Consider the following 21,630-nt stretch of genomic DNA (forward strand, 5'->3'; position numbering starts at 1 on the left):
ACTGGAGTAAACCATGTCGCTGTTTATCACTGATGAATGTATCAACTGTGATGTCTGTGAACCAGAATGTCCTAATGGAGCTATTTCTCAAGGTGCTGAAATCTATGAGATAGATCCTGACTTATGTACTGAGTGTGTAGGCCACTTCGATACACCACAATGTGTTGAAGTTTGTCCGGTCGATTGCATACCAAAAGACCCGGATAATGAAGAAACACATGATCAGCTCTACGCAAAATATGAAACATTGATGGCGGCAGGAAAATAGCTGAAGCTGATACCCAATGTCATCATCAAATAGAGCAGCTGAAGAGCTGCTTTATTTTTTAGCTAAACAAAACGATAGATTATTTTGAGCCTTACTGATGCTCTGAGTTATGCTTAGCGCTTTTCAAGTCCCTGATTTAAAGAGAATCCATGCAAAACGAATACCGTCCCGACCAAGTAGAATCGGCTGCACAGCAATATTGGCAGGAAAATAATAGCTTCCATGTTGTGGAAGATACTTCCAAAGAAAAATTCTATTGTTTGTCGATGTTTCCATACCCTAGTGGGCAGTTACACATGGGGCATGTGCGTAACTACACCATTGGTGATGTGATTGCACGTTATCAGCGTATGCAGGGGAAAAATGTATTACAACCTATGGGCTGGGATGCTTTCGGTCTACCTGCAGAAAATGCAGCGATAAAAAATAAAGTCGCGCCTGCTGCATGGACATATCAGAACATTGACTATATGCGTGGTCAGTTGCAGCGTTTAGGACTTGGTTATGACTGGCAACGTGAGTTAGCCACTTGCACACCACAATATTACCGTTGGGAACAATGGTTGTTTACCCGCTTGTTCGAAAAAGGCTTGGTTTACAAAAAAACGGCAGCAGTGAATTGGTGCCCACATGATCAGACGGTATTAGCCAATGAGCAAGTGATTGATGGCTGCTGTTGGCGCTGTGACACCAAAGTGGAACGTCGTGAAATTCCACAATGGTTTATGAAAATTACCGACTATGCCGATCAGTTACTTGCTGATTTAGACCAACTTGATGGTTGGCCAGAGCAGGTGAAAACCATGCAGGCGAATTGGATTGGACGTTCAGAAGGTGTGCAGATTCAATTTGATATGGTCGGCAGCAAGGAAACACTTGAGGTCTATACAACACGCCCGGATACCCTGATGGGAGTGAGCTATCTTGCGGTGGCAGCTGAACACCCGTTGGCGCTCAGAGCCGCCAATGATAATCCTATTCTGCAAACATTTATTGATGAATGCCGAAAAATGGAAACTTCTGAAGCGGCGATGGAAACCGCTGAGAAAAAAGGCGTGGATACGGGATTACTGGCTATTCATCCGGTAACGGGAGAACAAGTACCTGTCTGGGCGGCTAATTTTGTTTTGATGGGCTATGGTACTGGCGCAGTAATGTCTGTACCGGCTCATGATCAGCGTGACTTTGAGTTCGCACAAAAATATCAGTTGCCGATAAAACAAGTCATTAAGCCAGTAAACCAGCAAGAAATTGACTTAACAAAAGCCGCATTCACTGACAAAGGTGAGTTGATCAACTCTAAACAATTTGATGGCTTAAAAGAGCAAGAAGCCTTTGATGCGATTGCTGATTTCCTAGTGAGTCAGAATAAAGGTGAGCGTCAAGTTAATTACAGACTTCGTGACTGGGGTGTGTCTCGTCAGCGTTATTGGGGAACGCCGATTCCGATTATCAATTGTGATGATTGTGGAGCTGTTGCCGTACCTGAACAGGATTTACCGGTCGTTTTACCTGAAGATGTGATTGTGGATGGTTCAGGTTCACCAATTAAATCCATGCCTGAGTTTTATGAGTGCAGCTGTCCTAAATGTGGCAAGCCTGCTCAGCGTGAAACCGATACCTTTGATACCTTCTTTGAATCCTCGTGGTATTTCGCCCGTTTCGCTTGTCCTGACAATAGCGAAGCGATGCTGGATGAAAGGGCAGATTATTGGTTACCTGTGGATCAATATATCGGTGGTATTGAGCATGCGGTTTTACATTTATTGTATGCGCGCTTTTTCCACAAACTCATGAGAGATGAAGGGCTGATTTCAGGAGATGAGCCATTTAAGAACCTGTTAACACAGGGCATGGTGCTGAAAGATGGTGCCAAAATGTCAAAATCGAAAGGCAATACCGTCGATCCGCAAGCCTTAATCGATCAGTATGGTGCGGATACATCACGTTTGTTTATGATGTTTGCAGCACCACCTGAAATGTCGCTGGAATGGTCTGACCAAGGGGTAGATGGTGCGAATCGTTTCCTCAGACGTCTGTGGCGTGCGGTGACTGAACATGCTGAACAGGGCGTGGTTAAAGCGGGTGATTTAAGCGATTTATCTGAATCATTACAGGCTTTACGTCGTCAGGCACATCAGACATTGGCAAAGGTGAGTGATGATATTGGCCGTCGCCATACTTTCAATACAGCAATTGCCGCCGTGATGGAGTTGATGAATAGTCTCACTAAATTAAATGATGATAGTGAAAAAGCGCATGTCGTAATGCAGGAAGCACTTGAGCTGGTGGTACTGATGTTATCGCCGATTACCCCGCACATTTGTCATCATTTATGGCAAACTTTGGGGCATGACGAAGCTATTGTGAATGTCTCGTGGCCGACGATAGATGAGACAGCTTTAAAGCAAGACAAAATTGAGCTAATGGTTCAGGTGAATGGTAAATTACGGGCCAAAATATCTGTGGCGGCTGATGCTGAACAAAAAGATGTCGAGGCGCTGGCTTTTGCTGATGAAAATGTACAGCGGTTCACGGATGGCAAAGAAGTACGTAAAGTGATTCTGGTACCAGGCCGTTTATTAAATATTGTGGTTGCCGGCTAAATTTAAGGATATGAAAATGAATCGTGTATTGATGAGTTTGATGACCGGTATCTTGATGCTGACACTGACAGCCTGTGGTTTTCATCTACGAGGTGAAGCCAATGTGCCCGAATCGTTAAAAACCATCTACATACAAGGTCTGAACATACGACAAGATTCATTTGGCTTGCAGCTAAAACGTGCCTTGACGCGCAATGGTATCCAGGTACTGGATACTTATAAAGAAGGTGCTGCTGTGATGACCGTTGTGGAAAATGTGTTTGATCAGAACGTACTGTCTGTTGGTTCAGATGCCAAAGTCACAGAGTATGAGTTGGAAACCCGTTTTTCTTTCAAAGTCTCTTCGCCAAGCGGTGAACCGATGAGTGATGTGATTACAGTTCAGGCCAGACGTGACTATCAGTTTGATCGTAATCAACTATTAGCTATGGACGAACAACAGACCGTTATTCGCGATGATTTGAATAAACAGATGGTTCAGAATGTGCTGAGACGCTTATCAGCACTGAAGTAAACCATGCGGATAAGACTGGAACAGTTAAGCAATCATTTATCGGCTTCATTAAAACCTGTTTATTTATTATTCGGGGAAGAAGCGCTTCTGATCGAAGAGTCGGCGGATATTATCCGTCAACATATTCGTCAGGCTGGGGCCAATGAACGTGAAGTATGGAGCGTTGAAGGTCGCTTTGATTGGGCACAAATTAAATGGCAGGAACAAAGCTTATCTTTATTTGCTAGTCAGCGTTTGATCGAAATCCGTCTGCCTTCCGGAAGCCCTGGCAAGGAGGGTGGTGAGGCTCTACGCAAGTTTGCAGCCAACCCACCACAAGATACAACACTGTTAATTATCAGTGGCAAAATTGATGCCCGATCACAAAAAGCAAAATGGTTTACTGAGCTGGATAATCTTGGAGTGACACTGCCGATATGGCCTGTTGCTCTGGCTCAACTTCCACAGTGGGTCGCACAACGAATGCAAGCAAAGGGACTGAAGGCTGATCTTAAAATTGCTACACTTATTGCAGAACGAGTGGAAGGTAACTTGTTTGCTGCAGCACAAGAAATTGAAAAGCTTTCCTTGCTGAGTCTTGATGGTCAAATTGATGAAGCTTTGGTGTTGGCATCAGTCGCTGACAATGCCAAGTTTGAGGCTTTTGGACTTATGGATGCTGTATTTGCAGGACAGTATGCAAGAATCCCACGTATAATAGCCCGTTTACGCGCCGAAGGTGTTGATATTCTGGCTGTTTTTTCTGCGGTAAATTGGTCATTACAGCGTGTGGTTGATATGGCTGCTCAAGTGGCTGCAGGCGAACAGATTGAACGTGTCTTTGCTTCTCAAAAACCTCCTGTTTGGGATAAAAACAAAGCGGTAATGCGACAAGCTATCGAACGCTATAACCACAGTCGCTGGCAGTTCTTCTTACAGCAAATGTCTGATATCGACCAGGCTGCGAAAGGGATAACAAAAAACTGTCCTTGGCGTCTTTTGGAAACACTTTGTTTGAGTGCTTCTGGCATAGACATAAAAACCAATATATTGGAAAGGAGTGCTTAATTGAACGTTGTTGAGTACATGCACACATTAGGTCAGCAGGCTCGGCTAGCCAGTCGCAAGCTCGCGAGCGCGGGTACAGATATTAAAAACCGAGCACTGCTGGCGATAGCGACAGATATTCGCGCTCATGCCGAACTATTAAAGCAGGAAAATGCCCGTGATTTGAAGTCAGGGCAAGAGAAAGGACTGGATGCTGCTTTATTAGATCGCCTGACATTAACGGATGCTCGCATTGAATCCATGGCTGAAGGCTTGGAGCAAATTGCCGCTTTGGCTGATCCTGTCGGTGAAGTGAGTGATATGACGTATCGCCCTTCAGGCATTCAATTAGGCAAAATGCGTGTGCCTCTCGGAGTCGTTGGCATTATTTATGAGTCACGTCCGAATGTAACCGCTGATGCCGCTGCATTATGTCTGAAATCAGGTAATGCCACTATTTTACGAGGTGGTAGTGAAGCGATTCATTCTAATCAAGCGATTGCTGCATGCATTAAACGAGGTTTGAACCTGGTTGGTTTACCTGAGACCGTTATTCAAGTCGTTGAAACCACTGACCGTGACGCTGTAGGCGCCTTGATTACCATGTCACAATATGTGGACGTTATCGTACCAAGAGGTGGTAAAGGCTTGATCGAACGTATCAGCCAAGATGCCAGGGTGCCTGTTATTAAACATCTGGATGGTATTTGTCATGTCTATATCGACAAAGGTGCTGATCTGGATATGGCTGAAACCATAGCGATTAACGCAAAATGCCATCGTTATGGCGTGTGTAATGCGATGGAAACATTGCTTGTGGCGGCTGATGAAGCGAATGCCATTTTACCTCGTTTAGCCGTGAAATACGCTGAAGAAGGTGTTGAGTTAAGAGGCTGTGAGCGCACTTTACAGATTTTGACTGATATCAATAAAGCAACAGCCGAAGATTGGGATACTGAGTACTTGGCCCCTATCTTATCAATTAAAATTGTCGATGATATTGATGAAGCAATAGCGCATATCAACAGGCATAGTTCGGGTCATACTGAGTCCATTATCACTCAGGACTATCAGCGTTCAAGACAATTCCTGGCTGAGGTGGATTCCAGCTCGGTGATGGTGAATGCATCGACACGATTTGCTGATGGATTTGAGTATGGACTTGGTGCTGAAATCGGTATTTCCACAGATAAAATTCATGCTCGCGGTCCAGTAGGGCTTGAAGGTTTGACGTCACAAAAATGGATAGTATTGGGTAGTGGTCAGATCAGAAAATAAACCAGCAATTGGGATTTTAGGCGGCACTTTTGATCCTGTTCACTTTGGTCATTTACGTACTGGGTTAGATGTCGTTGAGCAGTTAAGCCTGGATCAGCTACGCCTAATCCCGTGTGCCATACCGCCGCATCGTATCGAACCCGTTGCCAATGCAAAACAGCGCCGTATGATGTTGGAACTGGCGATCAAGAACCATCCCAAACTGCTTGTTGATGATCGTGAACTGAGCAGGGAAGGGCCTTCCTATACGGTTGATACATTGTTAAGTCTGCGAGAAGACTTCCCTGACACACCACTGTTTTTATTAATGGGAACCGATGCGTTTTGTAGCTTACCCAGTTGGTCACGGTGGCAGGAAATCATTGATTTAGCACATATTGTCGTGATGCAGCGGGCCGATGAGGCGTTCTTATTAAGCGATGAACTTCAGGCTTTTTATGATAAACATCAGGCTGAACCGGCGGATATTGAATTAAACGCGGGCAAAATTTGGTCGGTGCCTGTGACACAAATGTCGATTTCAGCAACCGCGATTCGTGAGGCATTAGAACAAGGTCGGGATGTACGTTATCTTTTACCGGATGCCGTGATCAGCCTGATTGAGCAATTAGGTCTTTACTCTCAAATATCATCAGCTTCAGCAACAGATGGATAATCTGTTTTTTGTTTTATCAAAACTGGTGTGGGGATTACTCAGCCCGACAAGCTTAATGGTCTGGCTGCTTGTTTTTGTCACGTTGCTACTCTGGCTCAATTACGTTCGACAGGCTAAAAAATTACTACTCTTGATGAGTATTGTGTCGTTTATCGTGATGGGCTATCCGGTCGGTGATTATTTAATACACCCTTTGGAAACCCGTTTTTCGGTACCAGAACAAATGCCTGAACCCTTAGCAGGCATTATTATGCTGGGGGGTGCAGAACAATTAAAATTATCGGACAGTTGGCAAGCGCCACAGGTTGGCGATGGTGCGGAACGAATTTTACAAACCGCTGAGTTAGCACAACAGTATCCAACATTGCCGATAATTGTGACTGGTGGTAGTAATTTGGTACAGATGCAAGATCTGGATAGTGAAGGACAAGTTGCTAAGAAGCTGCTTTCGCAGGCGGGGGTGGAGCCAGCACGAGTAATTATTGAAACGCAGGCGCGTAATACCTATGAGAATTTCCAAAAAATAAAACCATTACTTCCGAAACCCGCTGGCAGATACATACTGGTCACATCAGCTTTTCATATGCCCAGAGCGGTAGGTGTCGCTAAGCAACAGCATATCAATGTGATTCCATACCCAGTGGATTACCGGAGTGACAAACCCAATAATCGCTATTGGGATTTTGATTTATCAGCACATCTGGCGGTGTTGGAAACAGCCTGCCATGAATGGCTTGGCCTGGTGGTTTATTACGCCACCGGAAAAACACAAAGCTGGTTTCCGCAAGCAACTGTAAGCGTTGATAAAAAAGACTAATTGATACGTAATAATCGGGATATTAATAAGCCCTTACGTTACACTATGAAACAGATAGATTAAATGGAGTGCCCAATGCAGGCAGAACAACTAAAATTACTGGTCATCGATGCTCTCGAAGACATTAAAGCAGAAGATATCCAGGTACTGGACGTAAAAGAAATGACTGATGTGACAGACATCATGATTATTGCCACAGGTAAATCAAGTCGTCAGGTGAAAGCCTTAGCAAATGAAGTCGTCATGCAAGCAAAAGCAGCAGGTGTACAACCTCTAGGGGTTGAAGGGGAAACAGTAGGCGAATGGGCGCTGGTAGATTTAGGGGATGTGATTACACATATCATGACTCCGCAAACGCGTCTGACCTACAACCTCGAAAAACTATGGACTGTACCAGCACAGAGTGAACAGGCATCGGCTGAGCGGGAATGAAAATAAATCTCGTCGCTGTTGGCAATAAAATGCCAGGCTGGGTGACTGAGGGCTATGAAGAATACAGCAAACGAATGCCTCGGGAATGTGGGTTACAACTGACAGAAATCACGCCTGCACGCCGAACGAAAAATGCGCAGCCAGAACAGTGGAAGAAAGAAGAAGGCCAGCGAATTCTGGCTGCGATTCCAGATAATCAGCACGTGGTGGCATTGGAAGTGACCGGTCAAAGTTGGAGTACCGAAGTCTTATCATCACAAATGCAGCAATGGCTGACAGATGGACGTGATGTTGCTTTAATGATTGGTGGGCCAGATGGACTGGATCAGAGTTGTTTACAGCGCGCTAATCAGAAATGGTCTTTATCTGCAATGACTTTGCCTCATCCACTGGTGCGTATTGTATTAGCTGAACAACTCTATCGAGCCTGGACTATCCTGCAGAATCATCCCTATCATCGATCATGAATTTTCCGTCAATTTATCTTGCTTCACGTTCACCACGACGACGTGAGCTGTTATTACAGATGGGCGTGGACTTTTCTGTCATCAATCCAGATGTCGATGAATCTGTCTTTGACAACGAACTCCCGCTTGATTATGTGAGTCGTATTGCTAAGTTAAAGGCACAAACGGGACGAGGTTTGTTATTAGCCGCTGATAAAAAGCCTGTGCTGGCTGCTGATACTGCCGTTGTCGTTGATAACACTATTTTGGGTAAACCCGAGAATGATGAGCAGGCGATAAGCATGTTAAAAATGTTATCGGGTAAAACGCATCAGGTAATGACGGCGATTGCATTAGCAAAAGAAAATTCGATATCAAGCTTAGTTTCTGTAAATGATGTTCGCTTCACTGAGATGAAAGAAAAGGATATTCTCTGGTACGTCAACACTAAAGAAGGTGTCGATAAAGCCGGTGGTTATGCGGTACAAGGCCTGGCTGCTTTGTTTATCGAGCATATAGAAGGCAGTTATTCTGGCATTATGGGATTACCCATCAGGGAAACGGGACAACTTTTATTAACAATGGATGACCAATGAGTAGTGAAATATTGATCAACGTGACGCCGAGTGAAACCCGTGCAGCTGTAGTTGAGAATGGACTACTTCAAGAAGTATTTATTGAGCGTAATGAATATCGTGGTTTAGTAGGGAATATTTACAAAGGAAAGGTGTGTCGCGTTTTACCTGGCATGCAAGCGGCTTTTGTTGAAATTGGCCTTTCAAGAGCGGCGTTTTTACATGTATCAGACATTTCAATACCTAAAGGCCAGACCGGTGATCTGAAAGAAGCCCCCAGTGTTGAGCCGACTATCAGTAGTTTGTTACGTGAAGGTCAGGAGATCCTGGTTCAGGTCATTAAAGACCCAATGGGCACAAAAGGGGCGCGTCTTACCACGCAACTCTCGGTTTCATCACGTTATTTAGTGTATATGCCGGAAACGGAAGGCATTGGCGTTTCATTAAAAATTGAAACAGAGCAGGAACGTGAACGACTAAAAACCTGTTTGATTGATCTGCTAGAAGAAGGTGCCGGTGGATATATTCTGCGGACTGCAGCAGAAGGTGTATCAGAAGCTGAATTAAAGGCTGATCTCAAATTTCTTTACCGATTATGGGCGAAACTGCAAGAACGCAAACAACTCGTCAAGTGCGGCGAGCCTCTACATGAAGATCTATCGCTTGCAATGCGCGCATTACGTGATTTATTTTCTGCAGATATTGACCGAATTCGTATTGATTCTGAAGAAACATTTCATAAAGCCGTGCATTTTGCTGAGGGGTTTATGCCTGAGTGTGCCGCTCGGCTTGAGCATTACAAAGGCGATTTACCGCTATTTGATTTGTTCAGCGTGGAAGATGAAATCCAGAAAGCATTGCAGCGTAAGGTACCGTTGAAATCTGGCGGCTATCTTATTTTTGATCAAACGGAAGCCATGACAACGGTGGATGTAAATACCGGCGGTTTTGTTGGGCATAAAAATCTGGAAGAAACCATTTTCAAAACAAATCTCGAAGCTGCGCATGCCATTGCCCGCCAGTTACGGGTACGCAATCTGGGCGGAATCATCATTATCGACTTTATTGATATGGATGAAATTGGCCACCGTGAGCAAGTCTTACGTGCCTTAGAAAAAGCCATGCAGTTAGATCGGGCACGTCATAACATCAGTGCGGTATCAGAGCTTGGTCTGGTGGAGATGACACGAAAAAGAACTCGTGAAAGTTTAGGTCACATTCTGTGCGAAGCCTGTCCTTGCTGTGAAGGTAAAGGCTACACCAAAAATGTTGAAACGGTATGTTATGAAATATTCCGTGAGATTGTACGTGAGTCTAAACAGTATGAGACCAAACAGTTTCTTATTCTGGCTTCACAAGACGTGATTGACCGTCTGAATGATGAGGACTCTACGAAAGTAGCTGACTTAGAACACCATATCGGTAAGCCCATATTATTCCAGTGTGAACCGCAATATGGCCGTGAGCAGTTCAACGTGGTTTTAATGTAGGTATTTGATGCTAAAGCGCAGCCTGCATATTGCCGGACGGCAATTATTTTATCTCACCGCGATTTCGATCACGTTGGGGCTTTTATTACTGATAACCGCTATCTGGCTGTCAGATCAGGTTGCCGAGCGAAAAGATGAAATTGCCAGCTGGGCGTCTCAGCAAAGTGGTTACCCTGTAGAAATCGAAGAAGCTGGCCTGTATTGGCTGGACCTCATCCCCAAACTTGAAATTCGTCAGCTAAAGGTATTGACGAAACAAGGGGATACGCCCATTTTCCAGGCTGGCCAAGTTTATCTGGCGGTAGACGTCTTTTCATCTGTTCGCAGTGGCGAGTTGATGATAGCGGATGCCAGTATTCGTAATGCCCAACTAAAGGTAGAACATACAACGGATGGTCAATTCCGGGTAAAAGGCTATCAGCATCAATCACAGCAACCGCTTTCTGACGATAATATCCAAACGGTTTTTAACTGGTTAACCAGACTCAAGCATTCACGTTTAGCGAATGTGCAGGTCCAATACAAAGATGATAATGAACCTGCACTGTCTGGTCAGTACATTATCGAACAGGCATCACTACGATTTAATAACCAACAATTCATTTCTGAAGCCACGTTAGCACTCCCTGAGACTTTGGGGAATAGTCTTGAGTTATCAGCAACCGCCCAAATTAATGATGCACTAAATATTACTTCCTGGCAGGGGCTGTTACGTCTTGATGAGGTTTCTCTGGGCAAATTACTGAAAAAACGCGCATACAGAGGGGCTAAATTAGATGACGGACTATTAACCGCCACATTAAACGTACAGAAAGCAAGCCAACAAGCTTTGCTGGCGGGACTTGAGTTGGAGCTGACTGATGCTACCTTGTCTTCGTCCAAACCTGATGATGAGTTCACAGAGGTGAGCCTTGAACAGCTGATGGGGCATTTTCAACTTGATTATGCTGATAAGCAGTGGCAATTACAGGGTAAACAAGTTCAAATTAAAATGGCGGGTGAAGAATGGCCCACGACTTTTTTTGATATAAAACAAGAAACAAATGGTGAATTGTCAGGAAAGGCTTCATTTATTCGTTTGAGTGACATTACTTCCCTAGCGTTATTGATGAATGATATGCCGGCTGTTTTGGTGAATACAAAACCCGCAGGTGATTTGCAAAATGTCTCTTTTGCTTATTCTGAGCAGTCAGGATTGGATAAGCTTGCCATGAAAGCCAGTGGTGTTTCTTTCTTACCTTGGCAGGACTACCCAGGTGCTAATGACCTAAGTTTTTCCATTGATAAGGATAAAAATAAAGGCACACTTGAGCTGGATAGCCGAGCAAGCGCCATTTACGCTGATACCTGGCTGCCAGATTCTGTTTTGTTTGATTCGATCAAAGGCAAAATACGTTGGCATAAACAAGATAATGAGTGGGCGGTGAATACAGATGCATTACAAATCTGGAACGATGATTTAAATATTCTGCTTAGTGGCGAAGTTGAACAGATAAAGGGTGTTACCGATACCGACTTAACCTTGACATTGCAGGATATTGCCGCAAATAAATGGCGACAGTATGTGCCTAAAAGAATTTTGCCCGACGACTTTGAAAAGTGGTCAGCTGATGCTTTTCAGCAGGGTATCATTCGTTCTGGCACGATTGTGATGAAAGGTGACCCGACAGCCTTTCCTTTTGATACTGAACCTGATCAAGGTAAGTTTGATATGCAACTGAACGTCGAAGATGTTCAGTTGCATTATGGCCCTGGTTGGCCTGATTTAATGCATGTTAATGGCACAGTGGAAGGTCAGGGTAATAATTTGCTCATTCATAGTGAGTCCGGACAGATAGCGGGTTTTAACTTTAATAAAGTTACCACCACTATCAGTAATCTCGTTAGGAGCAATCCGATTCTGAAAGTCAGTGGCATACTAAATGGTTCGACCAGTAATGCCTTAGCTTTTTTGAAAAAGAGTCCATTAAAGTCACGCTTTGGCAGTGTTGATGACTGGCTCCAGGCCAAGGGACAAAGCAATATTCAATTAGATTTAACCGTGCCATTAGTGGACCCTGATAATACCCAGGCCAAAGGTTATGTCAGTTTTAATCAAAGTGCTTTAACGACCAAAGCCATAGCAGGGCTGGAAATAGGTAATATTAATGGTCGTCTTCTGTTCAGTAATGACGGTGTATCAGCAGAAAAAATCACGGCGACAGCCTTTAATGAGCCCATAGTCATTAATGCGAAAACTGAACAAGCAAAAACCTATGTTGATATCAATGGCAGAGTAGCTGTTGCAGCACTCAATAACACATGGCCAGGTGCCGTGCCTGCATTTGTCCGTGGAGAAAGTGATTATTCAACAGGAATTGCCATCAGTGAACCGAAACCGGGTAATTTTGAACTCAATGTCACAGTCACCAGTGATTTACAAGGTATTCAGATTGATGCACCCAAGCCATTGGGAAAAACGGTCTCAGAGCCTGTCCGGCTTCAGGCTGTGATGCATGAGAAAAGTGATGGCCTGATGTATAACATCCATTATGCAGACTGGTTAAAGGCTGCCATTTATGCTGATAAAAATAGTGAAATTTCTGGGCAAATTATGCTGGGCGGTCAGGCCGCTAACGAATCGCTTAGCGGTTTACAAGTCGCCGGAGTAATTAACAATCTGGATATTCAGCCATGGTTAGACTGGCAAGACAGCTTACCTGAAACAACTGGACCATCATTGCTCGATAAAATTGATAGTCTTGACATCCGGCTGGCTAAACTTCAACTGCAAGATCAGTCGCTTGATAATTTACTTATTAAAGGTAAACAAACCGATTCTAAATGGTTACTAGATTTAAGCTCACCTCAAGTAAAAGGCGTTGTGAGTGTGCCGGAGGATATCAATAATTCGGCACCACTTGATGTGAGTCTTGAGTATCTTAAGCTAAACGTAAATGACGAGGATGAGAACGAGCAAGAGAAGAATAAGCAGCCGGCTGATTTATGGCCGCCTATTAAGTTGGCAATTAACTCATTGACCATTAACAATCTTGATTTGGGGCAGTTAGACCTGGAAGCACAGACAACACCAAATCAATGGATAATAAAAACTGCATCATTATCATCAGCGGCGATGAAGGCATCTGCGACTGGAGAATGGCAAAAAACGGAGTCTGGTGATCAAAGTCATTTTGTGCTGGGTATTGAAAGTGATGACTTAAAAGCATTACTCGACCATTTTAATTATCAGAAAGTGATTGCAGCGAAGCAGGTCAAAGTGAATGCTGACCTGAGTTGGAGCCATGATCCCTTGTCATTTTCTCGTCAGAGTCTAAATGGCAAATTGGATTTGTCTGTAGGTCGGGGAAGTTTGCTAGAAGTCGAACCTGGTGCTGCGGGCAGAATTTTTGGATTACTTAGCATTGCCGCTATCCCACGGCGATTATCTCTGGATTTTAGTGACCTGTTCGGTGGCGGCTTTGATTTCAGCAGTATCAAAGGCCATTTTCAGTTTGACAATGGTATCGCTTCAACCAATGATCTGACCATGCAAGGGGATTCGGCTGTGATTGAAATGAAAGGCCCTATTGATATGGTTAATCAGACCTATAATCAAGTCGTTAAAGTCACACCTAAAGTGTCGTCGACCTTGCCTATCGCTGGGGCTGTCGCCGGTGGTCCAGTGGGGCTTGGCGTAGGTACCGCCATCTTGCTGTTTGATAAAATCGCAGGCAGTGTATTGGATAGGGATGTAATTAACCTAATCAGCTATAGTTACAAGCTGACTGGACCTTGGAGTGACCCTAAACTCAATGTTATGAATCCAGCTCAGCAGTAGAATCTGATATCATGTGCCCATCCTAAACAAACGATGATTCTTTATTGATGAGCGCCTCGATTCCCGAAAAAGTTCAACAGCAACTCTTAGTTCCTGTTGGTTTAACAGACACTGATTTGGAAAATGCATTAGCAACGACAATGACCGCTGGTGTCGATTACGCCGATCTGTATTTTCAACAGTCCAGACAAGAAAACTGGGTGTTAGAAGACGGCATTATTAAAGACGGTGGTTATCATCTTGAACAAGGTGTTGGCGTCCGAGCCTGTAGTGGTGAGAAGACGGGTTTTGCTTATTCAGATGACCTGGTTTTGCCTGCTTTACAAAAGGCAGCTAAGGCGGCTCAGGCAATTTCCAGACAAGGTTCTCAACAATCTGTCGCCGTCTGGACAAAACAGCAATCTCCCGTACTGTATACCCCGGATGATCCTATCCTCGCGTTGACCGTGACTGAAAAGCTCAACTTATTACGAGAAGCAGATGCTGCAGCAAGAGCCGCTGATCCTCGTGTTAAACAAGTGAGTGTGAGTCTGGCAGGTGGTATTGATACAGTGTTGATCGCCGCAAGTGATGGCACATATGCCACGGATATCAGACCTCTTGTTCGTATGAATGTCAGTGTGATTGTTGAGCAAAATGGACGCCGTGAGCGTGGCAGTGCTGGTGGTGGACGTCGAATGGATTATCGTTACTTCCAACAAAATAGTCTGGCTGTTAATTATGCAAAAGAAGCGGTCAGATTGGCTTTAGTTAACTTAGAAGCCGTTGCTGCTCCAGCGGGGACAATGCCCGTCGTACTCGGTAATGGTTGGCCAGGAGTTTTATTACACGAAGCCGTTGGTCATGGTTTAGAAGGTGACTTTAATCGACGAGGTACATCCACGTTCTCAGGGAAAATGGGGGAGCAGGTGGCCTCACCTTTATGTACGGTTGTCGATGATGGCACCATGCCGTCACGAAGAGGTTCATTGAATGTGGATGATGAAGGAGTGGAAACCCAATTCACTACCTTGATCGAAAAGGGCAAACTAACAGGTTACATGCAGGATAAGCATAATTCACGGCTTATGGGCAGCACGAGTACGGGTAATGGACGCAGAGAGTCATACGCGCACTTGCCGATGCCTCGCATGACGAATACCTACATGCTGCCTGGTGAGCATAAAGCAGAAGAGATTATTGCTTCTGTCGAGAAAGGCATTTACGCCGTTAATTTTGGCGGTGGCCAAGTCGATATTACCTCTGGCAAATTTGTTTTCTCGACAAGTGAAGCCTATCTCATTGAAAACGGTAAAGTCACCACACCTGTAAAAGGGGCAACACTCATTGGTAACGGACCAGAAGTCATGCAACGCATATCAATGGTTGCTGACGATTTAGAGCTTGATACCGGTGTGGGTAACTGTGGTAAAGAAGGACAGAGTGTACCTGTAGGGGTGGGACAGCCTACTCTGAAAATTGATGCACTAACTGTTGGTGGAACAGCTTAGATTTAAAATAATGATGGAAAAAAAACATAAAGCAGTCGCCTTGATTTCAGGCGGTCTGGATTCAATGCTGGCCGTCCGAGTCATGCAAGAACAAGGTATTGAAGTAGAAGGGATTAATTTCTATACCGGTTTTTGTGTTGAAGGGCATACTCATGCCATTCGTAATCAAGATAAGAATAAACAAAAACGAAATAATGCACTCTGGGTGGCGGAGCAACTAGGCATTAAATTACATATCGTTGATGTTATTGAAGAATACAAAGAAGTATTACTGAATCCTAAACATGGTTACGGGGCGAATATGAACCCCTGCCTGGATTGTAAGATTTTCATGGTCAGCAAAGCAGTTGAGTGGATAAAAGAAAATCATCACGATGGTTTTGACTTTATTATTACTGGCGAAGTGATTGGCCAACGCCCAATGTCGCAACGTAAAGCGACCATGCCGATTATCTCTGAAGAGTCTGGTGCTGAGGATTTATTACTCAGACCGTTGTGTGCTAAAAATCTTCCTGAAACATTACCAGAGCGTGAAGGCTGGGTAGATCGTAGTAAATTGTACGATTTTCATGGTCGTAACCGTAAACCACAAATTGCTTTGGCCAAACAGTTTGGCTTAACTGATTTTGCGACTCCAGCGGGTGGTTGTTGTTTTCTCACCGACAAAAGTTACTCTGACAAGCTTGTCGATTTATGGCAAGCGCGCAATAGCAGAGAGTATGAGATGGACGATATCATGCTGCTGAAAGTGGGCAGACATATTCGTCCAAAAGCAGAATTTAAGCTGATCATCGCGCGTGATGCCGGTGAAAGTAAGTTTTTAGAAGGCTATCGAAAAGAATTTATTAGTATTCACGCTTTAAGTCACAGTGGTCCGATGGCGCTGGTTGACGGTGAGCTTGATGAGGAACAATATGAACTCGCCGCAGCTATTGTTGCTCGCTTTGGGCAGGGTAGAATGGCGGATGAGGTTGAGTTGGATATTGCATTACCAAAACAAGGTAGTTTGCAGGTAAAAACTCCCCCACTTTCTGCGGAGCAAGTTTTACAGGAGTGGTATGTGTGAGTAAGCAAACTTTAGATGCTCGAAAGATGTTATGCCCTTTACCAGTAATAAAAGCTCAAAATCAAATTAAGCAGATGACTAAGGGCGATGAGCTGGATGTAATATGCACGGATCCTGGTGCTTTACATGATATTCCTGCATGGGCTCGCATCAATGGCCATGAAGTAATAGCCACGCAACAAAATGATGATGAACTTGTCATTACGGTTCGAGTTGGTGCGTAGCACTAATATAGTGCGTTTATGGGTTTTTATGCACTTTATTGGTGCTTAGTGTTGGTGCAAATGCACCTAAATAGTTGATTTTTTTATGTAGTAAAAGTTGGCGTGATTTCTGCTGTATTGTGTCGCGTGTTTAGTTTGCACTACAGAAAGTGCAGTTTATAAAAATTGGAGAAGTTAAATGTCAGTCGAAAATGTGCTTCAAATGATCAAAGATGAGGATGTCAAATTTGTTGACTTCCGTTTCACCGATACGCGTGGTAAAGAACAGCATGTTTCTTACCCTGCACACACAATTGATGAAGATACCTTCACAGAAGGCGCAATGTTCGATGGCTCTTCTGTTGCAGGATGGAAGGGTATTAATGAATCAGACATGATTTTAATGCCAGATCCTGAAACAGCTGTGATGGATCCATTTATGGACGACAACACACTAATTATTCGTTGCGATATCGTCGAACCTGCAACTATGCAAGGTTACGAACGTGACCCACGTAGTGTTGCTAAGCGTGCTGAAGCTTACCTGCAATCTACTGGCCTTGGTGATACTGCTTTCTTCGGTCCTGAACCAGAATTTTTCATCTTAGATGATGTTCGCTGGGGAAGCGATATGTCTGGTTCATTCTTTAAAGTCGACTCTGATGAATCAGCATGGAATACAGAAAAAGTATTCGCTGATGGTAACAAAGGTCACCGTCCAAAAGTGAAAGGAGGATATTTCCCTGTTCCTCCTGTTGACTCACTCAACGATATCCGTGCTGCAATGTGCTTAACCATGGAAGAAATGGGCTTACCTGTTGAAGTTCATCACCATGAAGTAGCAACTGCAGGTCAGTGCGAAATCGGTGTTAAATTCAACACACTGGTTAAAAAAGCTGACGAAGTACAAATCCTGAAATACGTTGTTCATAATGTTGCTCATGCTTATGGCAAAACAGCGACATTCATGCCTAAACCTATCGTAGGTGATAATGGTAGTGGTATGCACGTTCACCAATCTTTCTCTAAAGATGGCGAAAACCAATTCACTGGTAATAAATACGGTGGTTTATCTGAAACTGCGCTTTACTACATCGGTGGTATCATCAAACATGCGCGTGCTCTGAATGCGTTTACTAACTCTTCAACAAACAGCTACAAGCGTCTTGTGCCTGGTTTTGAAGCGCCTGTTATGTTGGCTTACTCAGCACGTAACCGTTCAGCTTCAATCCGTATTCCTTTTGTTAGTAATCCAAAAGGTCGCCGTATTGAAGTACGTTTCCCTGATCCAACCGCGAATCCATACTTAGCATTCTCAGCGATGTTAATGGCTGGTTTAGATGGTATTAAAAACAAAATCCATCCTGGTGATGCAATGGATAAGGATCTGTATGACTTACCAGCTGAAGAAGCAGCAGAAATTCCAACAGTATGTCATTCATTAGATCAAGCACTTGATTGTTTGAATGAAGATCGCGCTTTCTTGACTGAAGGTGGTGTATTTACTGATGACATGATCGATGCATACATTGCATTGAAAATGGAAGAAGTCACTCGTATCCGTATGGAAACACACCCAGTTGAGTATGACTTGTACTACAGCGTGTAATCACTTATGTGATGAAGCTAACAAAAAGCGCCTTTCGGGGCGCTTTTTTTATGGCTGTGAGTTGCGGTTAGAGACATGGTGGAATATGCTTAGCCAATGAGAGTTATATATCTGATTTTCTTGTTATTATTCAGCAGTCAGGTTCTGGCAGCTATATACCGCTGGGTAGAACCAGACGGTACAGTTGTATTTTCTGATGAAGAAAGGCCCGGTGCTGAACTGATTGAATTGCCACCTTCAGCGACGTATTCTCCACCAGAAGTTCAACAAACAAGCCAAACAGAGTCAGAAACAGATTCCTCGCCAGTACCTGATTATCAGATTTCAATTACCGCTCCAGCAGCAAATGAAAGTATTTGGGTAAATAATGGTGATGTGAAAGTCACATTGAGTATAGAGCCAGCACTGAATCCCGACAGAGGGGATGCGATTCAGGTGTATCTTGACGGGCAGGCTGTCGGTGAGCCCCAGGCATCAACCTCTTATCAATTTACTAACCTTAGTCGAGGTTCACACGAAATCACGGCAAAAATTATCAGTGCCGATGATAAAGAATTAGCCTCTGATAACATCGTATTTCATTTACACCGAGCATCTAAGCTAAATTAGCTAACGCGCCGATTAATGAGAATAAGCACGAGTATCCAATGCACAGTTATGGTGCATAGGTAGTGCTAGTCTGTATTATTTTTCATTACACCACTGAGTAAATCTGAGAAGAATTTAATGGTGTTGTTATAGCAATCAATAGCTTAACTATAACCCCTTTGACAGTGCTCAAATGTGGAGCGTTTTTTGCTACCAACTGAGCATGAATATGAGTGTTACCACTATGAGCCACAATGCTTTCGCCAGCAATGATGTATTAGAAAGTTTATCTACTTCTATACTGATTCTGGACTCCGCTTTACGCGTTTGTTACATCAATACAGCCACAGAAATTTTATTTGAGATCAGTCAGCGTCAGGCTGAAAACATTCCACTACAAACCTTGTTACCTGGTGAGAGAAAATTATTTAAATCGCTTGAGCGTGTCGTCTCTAGCGGACAAGCACTGATTGAACGTGAAGTACATTTGTTTTTGCCTGCAAGTGGCGAAGTCTTGGTGGATTGCTCTATGAAAATGTTGGATGTGGATGATTCTTACGTCATCCTTGAGCTTGCACTTCTTGATTATCAACAGAGAATAACGCGGGATGAAAATCTCCACACTCAACAGCAAGTCGTTCGGGGCTTGGCTCATGAAATAAAAAACCCGTTGGGGGGATTACGTGGTGCCGCACAATTACTTGAAAGGCAACTGGACTCTGAAGATTTAAAAGAATACACACGAATTATTATTACCGAGGCAGACCGCTTACAGAACTTGATGAATAGAATGCTGGGACCAAATCAGCAACCTGAAAAACGCCACACAAATATTCATGAGATTTTGCAACATGTTCGTCAATTAGTTGATATTGAAGTAGACGAGCGTCTTCGATTTAAAATTGATTATGATCCCAGTATTCCTGAACTGTATGCTGACTTTGACCAGCTTATTCAGATTTTTCTTAATATTGTAAGAAATGCTGTTCAAGCCATGCATGGTGTAGGTTTGATTATTCTCCGCACCAGAATTCAGCGAAATATCACCATAGAAAAACAGTATTACAAATTGGGCGTTTTAGTTGAGATTGAAGATAACGGCCCAGGTATTCCCGAATCATTACAAGATAGTTTGTTTTATCCACTGGTCACGGGTAGGGCTGATGGAACAGGACTTGGCCTGTATCTAGTTCAAAACTTAGTCCAACGCAATGGAGGAACAGTTTGCTGTTGCAGTAAACCTGGACAAACTATTTTTTCAGTAACATTTCCTTTGGAGTTTGCACGTGAACGCTAGTAGAGCGATAGCTTGGATTGTAGATGATGACCGATCAATTCGATGGGTCTTACAAAAGGCCCTGGAAGTTGTTGACATTACTGTTCGTGCTTTTGAAACCGGTGATATTGCATTAAATGAGCTAAAACAGGGACGTGAACAAAGACCAGATGTCTTGATCAGTGATATCAGAATGCCTGGTATTGATGGCTTGGAATTATTATCCGAGATCAAAGAACGTTATCCTGAACTACCGGTCATTATCATGACGGCATATTCCGATCTCGATAGTGCTGTTTCTGTCTATGAAGGTGGTGCTTTTGAGTATCTGCCAAAACCATTTGATGTTGATGAAGCGGTTGAACTGGTTCAAAGAGCAATAAGTCATAGCCGTGAACAGAATAATAAGCCTGTTGAAGATGTAAATATCAGTACAGAGATAGTCGGTGAAGCACCGGCTATGCAAGAAGTCTTCAGAGCCATAGGTCGTCTTGCCCGCTCGAATATAACGGTCATGGTGAATGGCGAGTCAGGCACAGGTAAAGAGTTAGTTGCACAGGCTTTACATCGCCATAGTCCACGCAAACATGGCCCTTTCATCGCTTTAAATATGGCCGCTATTCCCAAAGAATTATTGGAGTCAGAATTATTTGGTCATGAAAAAGGAGCTTTTACTGGTGCACATGTACAGCGAAAAGGGCGCTTTGAACAGGCTAATGGCGGTACGTTGTTTTTAGATGAAATTGGTGACATGCCCATTGAGTTACAAACGCGCCTGTTACGTGTGTTATCGGATGGTGAATTTTTCCGAGTGGGTGGGCATAGTGCCGTCAAAGTCGATGTACGTATCATTGCGGCAACACACCAGAATTTAGAAAAATTGGTTGAACGTGGCGATTTTCGTGAGGACTTATTTCATCGCCTCAATGTGATTCGTATTCATATTCCTTCACTTCGTGAAAGACGAGAAGATATTCCTGCCCTGGTTGCGTACTTTTTAAATAAAGCAGCAAAAGAATTAAATATGTCGACCAAGTCTGTAGCCTCGGATGTCGAAATGTATTTATCCCAATTACCCTGGCCTGGTAATGTACGCCAATTAGAAAATACTTGCCGCTGGTTAACGGTGATGTCGCCCGGGCAAGTTGTTCAGATGGACGACCTGCCAGTAGAGCTTTCTACAGAAACCATAGATGCTCATAGTGGCAGACAAGGTGGAGACTGGCAGCAATTATTCAGACAATGGGCTGCTAATAAAGCCTTGACTGGGCAGGAAGGGGCTTTAGCTGATGTCGTTCCTTTGATAGAGCAACTTTTGATGGAAGTGGCTCTGGAAAAGACGGCTGGAAAACGCCAGGAAGCAGCCAAATTATTAGGTTGGGGTAGAAATACCTTAACGCGTAAATTAAAAGAAAATTAGAATAAGACTTGCGTGCCTATGAAGTGGTATGTATAATGCATTGCTTAATCA

General features: G+C 43.8%; 19 protein-coding genes. All 19 read left to right on the forward strand.

Features of this window, described 5'->3' with window-relative positions; translation table 11 throughout:
• The first annotated feature begins 13 nt into the window (after positions 1-13).
• The 19 genes from QQL60_RS01400 (at position 14) to ntrC (ending at position 21,579) form a co-directional block, all read left to right on the forward strand.
• The gene (locus QQL60_RS01400; protein WP_007145791.1) at positions 14-268 is read left to right on the forward strand and encodes a YfhL family 4Fe-4S dicluster ferredoxin; all 255 of its coding nucleotides are present in this window, start codon (positions 14-16) and stop codon (positions 266-268) included.
• A gap of 149 nt (positions 269-417) precedes the next feature.
• On the forward strand, positions 418-2,874 hold the full coding sequence (leuS, locus tag QQL60_RS01405) for a leucine--tRNA ligase (RefSeq protein WP_284722184.1): 2,457 nt from the start codon (positions 418-420) through the stop codon (positions 2,872-2,874).
• A gap of 16 nt (positions 2,875-2,890) precedes the next feature.
• Positions 2,891-3,388: an LPS-assembly lipoprotein LptE gene (locus QQL60_RS01410; protein WP_007145789.1), complete on the forward strand. Its 498-nt coding sequence runs from the start codon at positions 2,891-2,893 to the stop codon at positions 3,386-3,388.
• A gap of 3 nt (positions 3,389-3,391) precedes the next feature.
• On the forward strand, positions 3,392-4,435 hold the full coding sequence (gene holA / locus QQL60_RS01415) for a DNA polymerase III subunit delta (RefSeq protein WP_007145788.1): 1,044 nt from the start codon (positions 3,392-3,394) through the stop codon (positions 4,433-4,435).
• The gene (locus QQL60_RS01420) at positions 4,436-5,692 is read left to right on the forward strand and encodes a glutamate-5-semialdehyde dehydrogenase (protein ID WP_007145787.1); all 1,257 of its coding nucleotides are present in this window, start codon (positions 4,436-4,438) and stop codon (positions 5,690-5,692) included.
• Positions 5,673-6,347, forward strand: a complete 675-nt coding sequence (gene nadD, locus QQL60_RS01425; protein ID WP_007145786.1) for a nicotinate-nucleotide adenylyltransferase — start codon at positions 5,673-5,675, stop codon at positions 6,345-6,347. The genes QQL60_RS01420 and nadD overlap by 20 nt, the downstream gene beginning before the upstream one ends.
• Complete coding sequence (locus QQL60_RS01430; protein ID WP_007145785.1) at positions 6,340-7,164, forward strand: YdcF family protein; 825 nt, start codon at positions 6,340-6,342, stop codon at positions 7,162-7,164. Before nadD ends, QQL60_RS01430 begins: the two co-directional genes overlap by 8 nt.
• A 75-nt stretch (positions 7,165-7,239) precedes the next feature.
• Positions 7,240-7,596 (forward strand): ribosome silencing factor, encoded by a 357-nt coding sequence (gene rsfS / locus QQL60_RS01435; protein WP_007145784.1) that lies wholly within the window; start codon positions 7,240-7,242, stop codon positions 7,594-7,596.
• Positions 7,593-8,063 (forward strand): 23S rRNA (pseudouridine(1915)-N(3))-methyltransferase RlmH, encoded by a 471-nt coding sequence (gene rlmH / locus QQL60_RS01440; protein ID WP_007145783.1) that lies wholly within the window; start codon positions 7,593-7,595, stop codon positions 8,061-8,063. Before rsfS ends, rlmH begins: the two co-directional genes overlap by 4 nt.
• Entirely contained in the window at positions 8,060-8,638 is a 579-nt protein-coding gene (locus QQL60_RS01445) for a Maf family protein (protein ID WP_007145782.1), read from the forward strand. The genes rlmH and QQL60_RS01445 overlap by 4 nt, the downstream gene beginning before the upstream one ends.
• Positions 8,635-10,107, forward strand: a complete 1,473-nt coding sequence (rng, locus tag QQL60_RS01450; protein ID WP_007145781.1) for a ribonuclease G — start codon at positions 8,635-8,637, stop codon at positions 10,105-10,107. The genes QQL60_RS01445 and rng overlap by 4 nt, the downstream gene beginning before the upstream one ends.
• A 7-nt stretch (positions 10,108-10,114) precedes the next feature.
• A complete protein-coding gene (locus tag QQL60_RS01455; RefSeq protein WP_284722185.1) occupies positions 10,115-13,927 on the forward strand; it encodes a YhdP family protein in 3,813 nt (1,270 codons plus the stop codon).
• Between the two features lie 47 nt (positions 13,928-13,974).
• A complete protein-coding gene (gene tldD, locus QQL60_RS01460) occupies positions 13,975-15,417 on the forward strand; it encodes a metalloprotease TldD (protein ID WP_007145779.1) in 1,443 nt (480 codons plus the stop codon).
• A gap of 13 nt (positions 15,418-15,430) precedes the next feature.
• A complete protein-coding gene (locus QQL60_RS01465) occupies positions 15,431-16,483 on the forward strand; it encodes a tRNA (5-methylaminomethyl-2-thiouridylate)-methyltransferase (RefSeq protein ID WP_040576499.1) in 1,053 nt (350 codons plus the stop codon).
• Complete coding sequence (locus tag QQL60_RS01470) at positions 16,480-16,707, forward strand: sulfurtransferase TusA family protein (protein WP_007145777.1); 228 nt, start codon at positions 16,480-16,482, stop codon at positions 16,705-16,707. Before QQL60_RS01465 ends, QQL60_RS01470 begins: the two co-directional genes overlap by 4 nt.
• 178 nt (positions 16,708-16,885) lie before the next feature.
• Entirely contained in the window at positions 16,886-18,295 is a 1,410-nt protein-coding gene (gene glnA, locus QQL60_RS01475; protein ID WP_007145776.1) for a glutamate--ammonia ligase, read from the forward strand.
• Between the two features lie 96 nt (positions 18,296-18,391).
• Positions 18,392-18,904, forward strand: coding sequence for a DUF4124 domain-containing protein (locus tag QQL60_RS01480; protein WP_284722186.1), 513 nt, complete (start codon positions 18,392-18,394; stop codon positions 18,902-18,904).
• A gap of 202 nt (positions 18,905-19,106) precedes the next feature.
• The gene (gene glnL / locus QQL60_RS01485; RefSeq protein ID WP_139031856.1) at positions 19,107-20,180 is read left to right on the forward strand and encodes a nitrogen regulation protein NR(II); all 1,074 of its coding nucleotides are present in this window, start codon (positions 19,107-19,109) and stop codon (positions 20,178-20,180) included.
• On the forward strand, positions 20,170-21,579 hold the full coding sequence (gene ntrC, locus QQL60_RS01490; RefSeq protein WP_007145773.1) for a nitrogen regulation protein NR(I): 1,410 nt from the start codon (positions 20,170-20,172) through the stop codon (positions 21,577-21,579). The genes glnL and ntrC overlap by 11 nt, the downstream gene beginning before the upstream one ends.
• Positions 21,580-21,630: the final 51 nt, after the last annotated feature.

The organism is Methylophaga thalassica, assembly GCF_030159795.1.
GTDB classification, from domain to species: Bacteria; Pseudomonadota; Gammaproteobacteria; order Nitrosococcales; family Methylophagaceae; genus Methylophaga; species Methylophaga thalassica.

Coding starts and splice junctions, on each gene's coding strand:
- QQL60_RS01455 (WP_284722185.1), top strand. CDS start 10,115: ATGCTAAAGCGCAGCCTGCATATTGCCGGACGGCAATTATTTTATCTC.
- rsfS (WP_007145784.1), top strand. CDS start 7,240: ATGCAGGCAGAACAACTAAAATTACTGGTCATCGATGCTCTCGAAGAC.
- holA (WP_007145788.1), top strand. CDS start 3,392: ATGCGGATAAGACTGGAACAGTTAAGCAATCATTTATCGGCTTCATTA.
- rng (WP_007145781.1), top strand. CDS start 8,635: ATGAGTAGTGAAATATTGATCAACGTGACGCCGAGTGAAACCCGTGCA.
- leuS (WP_284722184.1), top strand. CDS start 418: ATGCAAAACGAATACCGTCCCGACCAAGTAGAATCGGCTGCACAGCAA.
- QQL60_RS01410 (WP_007145789.1), top strand. CDS start 2,891: ATGAATCGTGTATTGATGAGTTTGATGACCGGTATCTTGATGCTGACA.
- glnA (WP_007145776.1), top strand. CDS start 16,886: ATGTCAGTCGAAAATGTGCTTCAAATGATCAAAGATGAGGATGTCAAA.
- rlmH (WP_007145783.1), top strand. CDS start 7,593: ATGAAAATAAATCTCGTCGCTGTTGGCAATAAAATGCCAGGCTGGGTG.
- QQL60_RS01465 (WP_040576499.1), top strand. CDS start 15,431: ATGGAAAAAAAACATAAAGCAGTCGCCTTGATTTCAGGCGGTCTGGAT.
- QQL60_RS01430 (WP_007145785.1), top strand. CDS start 6,340: ATGGATAATCTGTTTTTTGTTTTATCAAAACTGGTGTGGGGATTACTC.
- QQL60_RS01445 (WP_007145782.1), top strand. CDS start 8,060: ATGAATTTTCCGTCAATTTATCTTGCTTCACGTTCACCACGACGACGT.
- tldD (WP_007145779.1), top strand. CDS start 13,975: ATGAGCGCCTCGATTCCCGAAAAAGTTCAACAGCAACTCTTAGTTCCT.
- QQL60_RS01400 (WP_007145791.1), top strand. CDS start 14: ATGTCGCTGTTTATCACTGATGAATGTATCAACTGTGATGTCTGTGAA.
- QQL60_RS01480 (WP_284722186.1), top strand. CDS start 18,392: ATGAGAGTTATATATCTGATTTTCTTGTTATTATTCAGCAGTCAGGTT.
- glnL (WP_139031856.1), top strand. CDS start 19,107: ATGAATATGAGTGTTACCACTATGAGCCACAATGCTTTCGCCAGCAAT.